This is a genomic window from Glutamicibacter sp. BW80 (assembly GCF_002332385.1).
Classification (GTDB): Bacteria; Actinomycetota; Actinomycetes; order Actinomycetales; family Micrococcaceae; genus Glutamicibacter.
Genome location: NZ_NRGV01000017.1, coordinates 192028 through 202871, shown reverse-complemented (window position 1 = coordinate 202871; position 10844 = coordinate 192028). Strand labels below are relative to the sequence as shown.

The window sequence follows — 10844 nt, the reverse complement described above, 5'->3', positions numbered from 1 at the left end:
TTGTTCGAGCCGAAGCTTTCTTGTTTCTAAACCCTAGGACTGTGCGTTCTGCGTCGGCGCCGAGGACATGAGGACCTTGAGTAGCGCATCGAACTGAGAAAGCATTGGGGCAGTGGCTTTGCTTGGCCACTGATGCACTGAATATGCTGCGCCCTGAATCTGTTGCCATTCTGGGTGCTCGGGGATCTCCGGCTTCACCATGGAATCGCCGAACATCTGGCGCATCTCGTTGACTCGGAACGTATGCTCGGCTGAATCCTTGCGCACGCGGTTGGCTACGACGCTAACCGGGCCTAGGGACGGAGCGAATTCGCGGCGGAAGAGTTCAAGCGCGCGCTGTGTGCGTTCGGTTCCAGCTACTGAGAACAAGCTTGGCTCAGCGACGAGCAATAACTGATCTGAAGCGCTCCATGCCATGCGGGTTAGACCGTTAAGCGATGGTGGGCAATCGATAAGTACTAGCTGGTATCCGCTGGTGCGGCTCAATAGCTGCGAGAGACGGCGCAAATCTCGAGTACGAAGATCTGGGCGATCATAAATTCCGGTGAACGCGTCGCCCACGGCGACATCGAGTACCGGAATTCGTGTGCGCGATTTCTTTTCGGCAGCTTTAGACTGCCATGCGCTGGCTGCGACATTATCTTGAAGTCGCGCACGACGAACATTCTTGAGCATTTGCCCAATTGGCTGTTTGCCGTTGGCTCGGGCGCCTAAGCCGGTGCTCGCGTCTGCATGCGGATCTAAATCGATCACGAGCGTCGGAATTCCGGCTGCGAGTGCTGCTGAGGCCAATCCGAGTGTTACGGAGGTTTTTCCTACGCCACCCTTGAGGCTGCTGATGCTCACTACATGCACGGACCAGACCACGCCTTTCACTGCTTGCTGATTAAACGTCCCACCGAATATTTAGTCTCTCTTTATCATAGTGTGCCACGCGGTATTTCCCCGACTCCGCAACGTGGGATTTTTAGCACGGATGTAACCATGTCATAAAAACTGTATGCGGACGCTAGTAAGTCATGTGGTCAGACCACTTAGCGAAATGTTTGGTAATTGTGCACCTCGTCACGGTAGGGTATCCACAGCAGCGGTTAAAAATATCCGTTATGCGAGGCCCTACACCCAGGAAAATGGGAACGAAGCGTCCCACAAAGGACGCTTCCCCGTCTTCCGAATGGGTGTGCTGAATCGATGTAGGGAAACTATGTTTGAGAAAATCTTGGTCGCCAACCGCGGTGAGATTGCAATTCGTGCTTTCCGCGCTGGTTACGAACTAGGCGCAAAAACAATTGCCGTCTACCCATATGAAGATCGTAACTCGATCCACCGCCAGAAAGCTGGAGAGTCCTACCAGATTGGCGAAGAGGGCCACCCGGTTCGCGCCTACCTGGACATTGACGAAATCGTCCGCGTCGCCAAAGAAGCCGGCGCTGACGCGATTTACCCAGGTTACGGATTCCTTTCGGAGAACCCAGACCTGGCCCGCAAGGCTGCAGAAAACGGCATTAAGTTCATCGGTCCAAAGGCGGACGTGCTTGAACTGGCCGGAAACAAGGTCGCTGCGCTGAAGGCAGCGCGCAAGGCCGGCATCCCGGTATTGGAATCCTCCGAACCGAGCGACGACGTTGACTTCCTCCTGGCCGAAGCCGACCGCATTGGCTTCCCGATCTTCGTCAAGGCAGTTGCCGGCGGTGGCGGCCGCGGCATGCGCCGTGTCGACAAGCGCGAAGACCTTCCCGAGCTAATGGGTGCGGCAATGCGCGAAGCCGGTACCGCCTTTGGCGATCCGACCGTATTCCTTGAGCAGGCAGTCCTTCGCCCGCGTCACATTGAGGTGCAGATCCTCGCCGATGAGCAGGGCAACGTGGTGCACCTGCATGAGCGTGACTGCTCCTTGCAGCGCCGTCACCAGAAGGTCGTCGAGATCGCTCCGGCGCCGAATCTGGATGAGTCCATCCGTCAGGCGCTGTTCCGTGACGCGGTGAAGTTTGCGCAGACCCTGGGCTACCAGAACGCTGGTACCGTCGAATTCCTGGTCGACACCGTCGGTGAGCGGGCAGGACAGCACGTGTTCATCGAAATGAACCCGCGTATCCAGGTGGAGCACACGGTGACCGAAGAAGTCACTGATATTGACCTTGTCCAGGCTCAGATGCGTATCGCCTCCGGTGAATCGCTGAGCGATCTTGAGATCAGCCAGGACAACATCCAGGTTCGTGGTTGGGCGCTGCAGTCGCGCATCACTACTGAGGACCCGGCAAATGGTTTCCGACCAGATGTGGGAACTATTACCGTTTACCGTTCTGCTGGTGGTTCCGGCGTGCGTCTTGATGGCGGCACCATCTACGCAGGCGCAGAGGTTTCCCCGCACTTTGACTCCATGCTGGTTAAGCTCACCTGTCGTGGCCGCGACTACAAGACCGCCGTCGCGCGCGCACGCCGTGCGCTGGCCGAATTCCGCGTCCGTGGTGTCGCCACCAACATTCCGTTCATCCAGAATGTTCTCAACGATCCACAGTTCATCGCCGGAGACGTCGCGACCGACTTCATTGACTCGCGCCCGGATCTGCTGACCGGTAACGAATCTCAGGACCGCGGCACCAAGGCACTGAACTACCTGGCTCACGTGACCGTCAACAAGCCTAACGGCGAACGCATCGATGGCATCGATCCACGCAAGAAGCTTCCGAGCTTCCCGGGGGACAAATCCTCCGAGCCGGAGCGTTCGCCATTCGACGGCCCTTCGAAATCGGTAGCACCTCCAGCAGGCTGGCGCCAGAAGCTGTTGGATCTGGGTCCTGAAGGTTTTGCCAAGGCGCTGCGCGACGCGAAGGCCGTGGGTGTTACCGACACCACCTTCCGCGACGCACACCAGTCATTGCTAGCCACTCGCGTGCGTACCCGAGATCTGCTCGCCGCTGCGCCTGCCTATGCGCATACCGTGCCGCAGTTGTTCTCCATGGAAGTCTGGGGAGGCGCGACCTACGATGTCTCGCTTCGATTCCTGGGCGAAGATCCGTGGAAGCGTCTAGAGCTGCTGCGTGCCGAACTGCCAAACATCCCGCTGCAGATGCTTCTGCGTGGCCGTAATACCGTAGGTTACACCCCGTACCCGACCGAGGTTACCGACGCGTTCGTAAAGCAGGCCGCGAAGAGTGGCATCGACATCTTCCGCATCTTCGATGCGTTGAACGATGTCTCGCAGATGGCTCCGGCCATCAAGGCTGTGCGCGAAACTGGAACCGCCGTCGCCGAGGTGGCCCTGTGCTACACCGGCAACCTGCTCGATTCCAACGAGAAGCTGTACACCCTTGATTACTACCTGAATCTGGCTCAGCAGATCATCGATGCCGGTGCACACATCATCGCGATCAAGGATATGGCAGGACTGCTGCGTCCGGCCGCCGCAAAGAAGCTGGTCACCGCGTTGCGCGAACGCTTCGATGTGCCGGTTCACCTGCATACCCATGACACCTCTGGCGGACAGCTTGCTACCCTGATGGCAGCGATCGATGCCGACGTGGATGCAGTGGATGTGGCTTCGGCTGCGATGGCCGGCACCACCAGCCAGCCTTCTGCCTCCGCTCTCGTGGCAGCGCTTGAGCACACCGAACGCGATTCAGGGCTTTCCTTGGACGCGGTAGCTTCGCTGGAACCGTACTGGGAAGCGGTGCGCGCGATGTACAAGCCGTTCGAATCCGGACTGCCTGCACCAACCGGGCGCGTCTACCAGCATGAAATTCCGGGTGGACAGCTCTCGAACCTTCGTCAGCAGGCCATCGCACTGGGACTGGGCGAGCGTTTCGAGGCCATCGAATCCATGTATGCCTCGGTCAACGCCATGCTCGGAAACGTGGTCAAGGTGACCCCGTCCTCCAAGGTCGTTGGCGATCTGGCATTGCAGCTGGTCGGCTCCGGCGTACCGGCGGCAGATTTCGAAGCCAATCCGCAGAACTTCGACATCCCGGATTCGGTCATCCAGTTCCTCTCGGGTGAGCTGGGCAATCCTCCGGGAGGATGGCCAGAGCCATTCCGCACCAAGGCATTGCAGGGCCGCAGTGTGCGCCCACGGGTTGAAGAGCTGTCGGACGAAGATTCGGCGGCGCTCAATGCCGATGACGAGACGATCCGCTCGACCTTGAACCGCTTGCTCTTTGCCGGGCCGACCCGCGACTTCGAGAAGTCCGTGGAGAACTACGGCGACCTGTCCGTGCTGCACACCCGCGACTACCTCTTCGGCCTGACCCCAGAGGTCGAGCGCGTGGTGTCCCTTGGTACCGGTGTGCGCCTGCTGGTGAAGCTGATCTCGGTATCCGAGGCCGATGAGAAGGGCTTGCGCACCGTGGTGTTCTCGCTCAATGGCCAGTCGCGCCAGATCAAGGTGCGTGACGAATCGGTCGAGTCGACGGTGAAGAGTGCGCCAAAGGCCGATCCGACCAATTCGGGCCACGTGGCGGCACCGTTCGCCGGTGCCGTGACGGTCAACGCCAAGGTCGGCGACCTGATCGAAGCAGGCCAATCGGTAGCAACCATCGAAGCGATGAAGATGGAAGCTGGCATCACGGCCAACGCTTCGGGTGTCGTTTCGCAGGTAACGTTGGACGGAACCAGCCAGGTGCAGGGCGGCGACCTGCTGCTCGTCATCGAACCCAAGTAAGTTAACGAAAGCGCAGCGTTCGCTGAGCAATAGGTGTGGCCTCGGGGACATTGAACTGGTCCTTGGGGCCACACCTTTTGCACATTGGCATCAATGCGCTTGGGCGCGGTCCACTGGAGTAGTGCACCAACGGGCAGTTGTGGCACTATGCTCTCTGACGGCTTCGGTTTCACCAAGAAGTCCGGAGAGCTCAAATTCTTGTTCAAGGAGTGACATGAGGATAGCGCGTAAGTCAGGTCCGACACTGAAGCCAGCCGCGTTGCGGGCGAAAGCCATCGCGGCGGGCAAGGTGCGGGAGAACTTGAAAATTACTGTCTTCGCGCTTAGTGCGACCCTACCGGCTGCAGAACTTGCCGTGTTCCTTGAAGGCCAGTTGGCGCAGCTGACGCTGAACTCGCAGGTCCGCGTCGCGGGTCCCGAACGAGTCAAGGCAGCCCTTGCCGGACGCTTCAACGAGGCCGACGTGCTGGTTGTGGTGGGCGATGGCTCCGCAACTGCAGAGCCTGCACTGATGGAGCTAGTGCAGTGGCTACTGCTCAACGGCCGAACGGCATTGGCCGAGAACCTGGTGTACGTGCAGCTCGGCGCGAGAACGTCTGCCACCCCGGCGCCGGTCTTCGAACGGGTTGTGCTCCCAATGAATTTTGCCGAACAGACACAGCAAAGCGGCCGCAGGTTGCCCTGGGCCGCTGCATCCCACGAATCGTGGGAACTTGCCAACGCTGTATTGAACTATGCGACAGGCTTATCTGCCGAATAGATTTCGTCGATGACGGCTTCGTAATCCTTGAAGACCACGGCGCGCTTGATCTTCATAGAAGGGGTCAGATGTCCGGAGGATTCGGTGAAGTCCGTTGGGACAATCCGGAAGGCCTTGATCGCCTCTGCCCGGCTGACCGAGGTATTGGCTTTGTCGATGAGGCTCTGCACATGGGTCTTTACCTGGTCGAGGTTGCTGACTTCTTCCACGGTCAGGGCGGTATCGAGCTGGTGGCGCTCCAACCAACCATGCAATGCCTCTGGGTCCAAGGTGACCAGAGCCGAAATGAACGGCCGGCCATCGCCTAAGACAACACACTGGGAGACCAGCGAATCGGCGCGAATCTGGTCCTCAAGCAGTGCAGGAATTACATTCTTGCCACTGGCAGTAACGATGATTTCCTTCTTGCGCCCGGTGATTCTCAAGAATCCGTCGGCATCCAGCTCGCCAACATCTCCGGTGCGGAACCAGCCGTCGACGAAGGTTTCGGCTTCCAACTCGGGGCGGTTGTGGTAACCGCGCATGACACAGATGCCCTTGGCTAGAATCTCGCCATCCTCTGCGATGCGCACAGCGTTGCCCGGCAGCGGTGGGCCCACCGTGCCGATCTTGATGCGATCGATGGTGTTCACGGTGATCGGAGCCGTAGTCTCGGTCAGCCCGTAGCCTTCGAGGACAGTCAGCCCGATCCCGTGGAAGAAATGACCGAGGCGTTCTCCTAGTGGTGCACCGCCGGAGACTGCATGGCGAATGTTTCCGCCCATCGCTGCGCGCAACTTGCTGTACAGGAGGGCATCGAACAGCTTGTGCTTTAGCTTAAGGACCAGTGGAACCTTGCCGGCACCTTGGGCTTTGGAATATGCGACGGCAACATCCACGCCGGCATGGAAGATTTTGCCCTTGCCGGCGTCTTCGGCCTTGAGCATCGAAGAGTTGTAGACTTTTTCGAAGACTCGCGGCACCGCGAGGATGAAGTTTGGCTTGAATGACTGTAAATCAGGCAAGAGATTTTTGACATCCGGGGTGTGTCCCACGCGGCAACCGGCGGAAACTGCAAGTACCGAGATGTACCGGGCGAACACGTGCGCCAGCGGCAAGAACATGATCGTCGCGGCACCCGGATATACGCACTGCGGAAGTTCAGCTGCAGCATTTTCGGATAGCTCAACAAAGTTTCCGTGGGTAAGTTCGCAACCTTTGGGGCGTCCGGTGGTGCCCGAGGTGTAAATCAGGGTGGCCACGTCGTTCAGCGTGGCCGAGGTGCGTCGTTCTTCTAACTCTTCGTCACTAACATTTTCGCCTGCCTTGCGCAGCTCATCGAGGCCACCTTCGAATTGCCAGATGTTGTCCAAGGATTCGAGGGTTTCTTGATGGGCCGCCTGACGGACGACGTTTTCGTGGTTGGGCGATTCAACGACCATGGCACAGGCTTCGGAATCGGCGACGATCCAAGCGACCTGGCTGGGGGAGGAGGTTTCGTAGATGGGCACGGTGATGCATCCCGCGTACCAGATAGCGAAGTCAACGAGTGTCCACTCATAGCGGGTACGGGCCATGAGCCCGATGCGTGAGCCCTGCTCAATGCCGGAGGCGATGAAACCACGCGCGATGGCCGAGGCATCGGCTGCGAACTGCGATGCGGTGATGTCCTGCCAAGCCCCACTGGCGGTCGGCACGGAGAATAAGGCAGGATTCGCTGCCGAATTTGCATGTCGTAGGAGCAGATCGGTGATGTTCGAATTTTCCGGCGAGTGGATGCGAAGTGGCGAGCTAAATTCGCGCATCTGGTACTCAACTCCTGTGGTAAGTGTCCTAGGTTATAACGCCTCGTAAGCTGCGTCACATTTATATTACTCGATAGTAACGTAGCCGTTGCAGTGTTCCAAGTCGATTAGACCTTTGCCCCATCATCTCCCGGATCGCGCTGAGTCGGTAGTCTTCGCAGCAGGTAAAAAATGCCAAGAATCGCCGCCGCGGCCAAACCGAGATAAATAAACCCCGGTGCACTTCGGAAAAAGATCACGCAAAACAGCAATCCAAAGGGTCCGCCGGCGGCGCCTACCCATGCCAAATTCAACATTGGATCGCCACTGCCCAGAGCGGCTGGCTCTTCAGGAACGAATTCGTCGGGAGTATCGACTGGTTCATAGTCGCGTGGTCCGCGAGCGAGCGGCCCGGTGTTAAACAGCTTGTCCAATTGGGTGGCACGTTCGGCAGCGCTTGGCTCGCGAGGAGCTTGCGCGTCGAGACTTTTGAAATTCTCCACCAACTGATCCCAGCGCGGGTCCTCGGCTTTTGAAGGCTCGTTCTCTGCAGGGCTCATTGGGCCTCTTCCCGTGCCGCGACGTCAGTAATGAAGCGCAGCGATTCTTTGAAAATCTTCGGCGCATCATAATCCAATGTCGCCACATGCCTACTACGTGATAACGCAATTCGCTCGCGCAGAATTCCCGGCCCGAGCCCGTTGAGCAAGGCATGAACGGATGCATCCGAAACCACGTTGTCCACGGCGGAACGGAGCAACTGTACTGGGGCGGCCACCAATGGCAGCCGAGCACGCGTCTGCGCGAAGAGCTTGTACACCTCATGTACTGCCGCAACCGGCGTCCGTTCGTAGGCATTCTCGTCGGCCCCGGGATAAGCAATGTCATTGCTTATCGGAGCGACGGTCCGAACCACTCGGCGCAGATAGCCCGCGTAGGGAGCAACCGGCGAATCGATGACCAGCCCGGGGTTCACCAGAGACACTCCGCTGACATTACGGCGTGATGCGAGATGCAGTGCCAACGCTCCGCCCATCGACAGCCCGGCGACAAAAACATGTTGATGCGCGGACGCCAAGTCATCGAAGGTATCCTCCGTCGCCTGGATCCACTGTCCGTAGGGTCGGCCGATCAGGTCCTGCCAGCGTGTCTCATGTCCGGGAAGTATAGGAACGCTCGTGTGTACACCATGGCGCTGCAACGAGTCGGCCCATGGGCGCATGGCCGTCGTGGAGCCGGTGAAACCGTGGATCAGCAATACAGCCACGTCCGAAACGGACTCGGATTCCGGGACCAAGGAAGTATCTTTCATCATGTGCACCCCTAAAATTCAACGGTTCACTGTCGAGCGTAGTGCACAATTGTATGGTGTGGGCTAAGGCGCCGTCCGGTTGTCTCCCGCGCAAAGCTGTTCGAAGACGAGAATAAGGAAATGCCACCCCGTGCTCTACGACTTTCTTAAACGGTTCGCGGTCCGGCCATTGTTGCGTATCTTCTTCAAGATCGATCTCCAAGGCATCGAAAATATCCCCGAACAAGGTGCCGCGATCCTCGCCTCGAACCACCTGTCGGTCAGTGATTCGGTCTTCTTGCCCGCGAGTCTTGAGCGCCCGGTTATTTTTCTCGCGAAGGACGACTACTTCAACGGCAGAGGGCCCAAAGGACGCTTCGTCGCCTGGTTCTTCCGCAATATTAATCAGCTACCGATGGACCGTTCCGGCGGCAAAGGCTCCGCCGCCTCACTGGACAGCGCCAACCGTGCGCTGCGAGAAGGCAAGTTGCTAGGGATCTACCCGGAAGGCACGCGTTCGCCTGATGGCAGGCTTTACCGAGCCAAGCTGGGAGTCGCGAAACTCGCCATGGAATCTGGTGCTCCAGTCATTCCGGTCGCCATGATCGGCACAGACAGGGTTCAACCTATCGGGCAAGGTATCCCGCGTCCGGGTCGTATCGGGATCCGCGTCGGAGAACCCCTGGACTTCAGCAGGTATGCCGAACAGGTCGATGACCCGCAGACGCTGCGTCACGTGGCAGACGAAATCCGCAAGGCCATCAACGAGCTTTCCGGGCAGAACTATGTCGACGTTTATGCCCCGAAGAAAATCAAAAAATAGTTGTTCGCGCAATACGCCGGACTTCCAGAATCCGTGTGTTACGTCGAGTTGTTACATTCATCGCGGTGCTTTGATGCTCGCGGACGTAGAATTGTTAAGGTGAGCGAAGAAAACCGAACCCCATTGCCTGGCTCTTCTGTAGCCGGCCCCGCCACCGACCCTCAACTTGATGCGTGGCGTGATTTGCCTATTGCCCAACAGCCCACCTGGCGTGAGCACCCGGACTATAGTGCCTCGATATCCGAACTGGGTTCACGTCCACCACTGGTATTTGCCGGTGAAGTGGATGTCCTCCGCGAACGCCTAGCCGCCGCAGCGCAGGGTAAAGCCTTCCTGCTGCAGGGTGGCGACTGTGCCGAGACCTTCGACGCGGCGACCGCGGATAAGATCTCAGCGCGTGTGAAGACCATTTTGCAGATGGCCGTTGTGCTTACCTATGGTGCTTCGATGCCAGTGATCAAGATGGGACGCATGGCGGGCCAGTTCGCTAAGCCACGTTCCTCAAATGATGAGACTCGCGATGGCGTGACCTTGCCGGCCTTCCGCGGTGACATCGTCAACGGCTATGACTTCACCCCCGAGTCCCGTGCACATGATCCAAAGCGTCTGGTGCAGGCCTACAACACCTCATCGGCAACGCTGAACCTGATCCGCGCATTCACCCAGGGTGGATTCGCAGACTTGCGCAGCGTGCATTCGTGGAATGCCGGCTTCATGGCTAACCCTGCGCACTCTGCTTACGAACAGCTTGCCGGAGAGATCGACTCTGCCATCCGCTTCATGGATGCCTGCGGAGCCGACTTCGAAGCGCTGAAGCGCACCGAATTCTTCGCTTCCCACGAGGCATTGCTGCTGGACTACGAGCGTGCCTTGACCCGTACCGATTCGCGTACCGGTCAGCCGTATGACACTTCGGGACACTTCTTGTGGATCGGCGAACGCACCCGCCAGTTGGATCACGCACATGTGGACTTCCTGTCACGCGTGCGTAACCCGATCGGCGTCAAGCTTGGCCCGAACACCTCGCCAGACGATGCGCTGGAACTGATCGAGAAGCTGGATCCAAACCGGGAACCAGGGCGATTGACCTTCATTACCCGAATGGGTGCGCAGAACATTCGCGAAAAGCTGCCAAATTTGGTCGAGAAGGTCACCGCCTCCGGCGCCCAGGTACTGTGGGTAACCGACCCGATGCACGGAAACACCGTCACCAGCGAGAACGGCTACAAGACCCGCAAATTCGACGATGTCATGGACGAAGTCCGTGGATTCTTTGAGGTCCACGATTCGCTGGGCACCTTCCCAGGTGGCCTGCACGTGGAAATGACCGGTGACGACGTGGCCGAGTGCCTCGGCGGTGCCGATCCGATCCGCCAGGAACAGTTCGATGACCTCTATGAGTCGGTCTGTGACCCACGCCTGAACCACAAGCAGTCCCTGGAAATGGCATTCTTGGTTTCCAGTGCGCTGCAGAGCCGTGGTCGTCGCTAAACGCCCGTGGCACTAAATATCTCTGGCTTCCCGNNCGGGAAGCCAGAGATATTTAAACG

8 protein-coding genes are annotated in these 10844 nt (G+C 58.5%); 4 read left to right on the top strand and 4 right to left on the bottom strand.

Annotation, left to right across the window (positions count from 1 at the left end; translation table 11 throughout):
- Positions 1 to 33: 33 nt before the first annotated feature.
- On the bottom strand, positions 34 to 855 hold the full coding sequence (locus tag CIK76_RS05345) for a ParA family protein (protein ID WP_096284268.1): 822 nt from the start codon (positions 853 to 855) through the stop codon (positions 34 to 36).
- Positions 856 to 1204: 349 nt separating this feature from the next.
- Between CIK76_RS05345 and CIK76_RS05340 the strand changes: the two genes are divergently transcribed.
- Positions 1205 to 4657, top strand: a complete 3453-nt coding sequence (locus CIK76_RS05340) for a pyruvate carboxylase (RefSeq protein WP_096284177.1) — start codon at positions 1205 to 1207, stop codon at positions 4655 to 4657.
- A gap of 214 nt (positions 4658 to 4871) precedes the next feature.
- Positions 4872 to 5417 carry a hypothetical protein gene (locus CIK76_RS05335; RefSeq protein WP_141393479.1) on the top strand — a complete coding sequence of 182 codons (546 nt, stop codon included), beginning with the start codon at positions 4872 to 4874 and terminating at the stop codon, positions 5415 to 5417.
- On the opposite strand, the gene CIK76_RS05330 is transcribed toward CIK76_RS05335, so the two are convergent.
- From CIK76_RS05330 to CIK76_RS05320, 3 genes are all read right to left on the bottom strand, one after another.
- Entirely contained in the window at positions 5390 to 7201 is a 1812-nt protein-coding gene (locus tag CIK76_RS05330; protein ID WP_096284173.1) for an AMP-dependent synthetase/ligase, read from the bottom strand. The genes CIK76_RS05335 and CIK76_RS05330 overlap by 28 nt on opposite strands.
- 107 nt (positions 7202 to 7308) lie before the next feature.
- On the bottom strand, positions 7309 to 7740 hold the full coding sequence (locus CIK76_RS05325) for a hypothetical protein (protein WP_096284171.1): 432 nt from the start codon (positions 7738 to 7740) through the stop codon (positions 7309 to 7311).
- Entirely contained in the window at positions 7737 to 8495 is a 759-nt protein-coding gene (locus tag CIK76_RS05320) for an alpha/beta fold hydrolase (protein WP_096284169.1), read from the bottom strand. Before CIK76_RS05320 ends, CIK76_RS05325 begins: the two co-directional genes overlap by 4 nt.
- Positions 8496 to 8622: 127 nt before the next feature.
- Here CIK76_RS05320 and CIK76_RS05315 point away from each other — a divergent pair, with 127 nt between their 5' ends.
- Both CIK76_RS05315 and CIK76_RS05310 read left to right on the top strand, forming a co-directional pair.
- Positions 8623 to 9294: a lysophospholipid acyltransferase family protein gene (locus CIK76_RS05315; RefSeq protein ID WP_096284167.1), complete on the top strand. Its 672-nt coding sequence runs from the start codon at positions 8623 to 8625 to the stop codon at positions 9292 to 9294.
- 90 nt (positions 9295 to 9384) lie between these two features.
- Complete coding sequence (locus tag CIK76_RS05310) at positions 9385 to 10785, top strand: 3-deoxy-7-phosphoheptulonate synthase class II (protein ID WP_096284266.1); 1401 nt, start codon at positions 9385 to 9387, stop codon at positions 10783 to 10785.
- The last annotated feature ends 59 nt before the right edge of the window (positions 10786 to 10844 follow it).

Excerpts from the sequence above, each read along its gene's own strand:
- CIK76_RS05340 (WP_096284177.1), top strand. The coding sequence starts at position 1,205 with ATGTTTGAGAAAATCTTGGTCGCCAACCGCGGTGAGATTGCAATTCGT.
- CIK76_RS05335 (WP_141393479.1), top strand. The coding sequence starts at position 4,872 with ATGAGGATAGCGCGTAAGTCAGGTCCGACACTGAAGCCAGCCGCGTTG.
- CIK76_RS05330 (WP_096284173.1), bottom strand. The coding sequence starts at position 7,201 with ATGCGCGAATTTAGCTCGCCACTTCGCATCCACTCGCCGGAAAATTCG.
- CIK76_RS05325 (WP_096284171.1), bottom strand. The coding sequence starts at position 7,740 with ATGAGCCCTGCAGAGAACGAGCCTTCAAAAGCCGAGGACCCGCGCTGG.
- CIK76_RS05320 (WP_096284169.1), bottom strand. The coding sequence starts at position 8,495 with ATGATGAAAGATACTTCCTTGGTCCCGGAATCCGAGTCCGTTTCGGAC.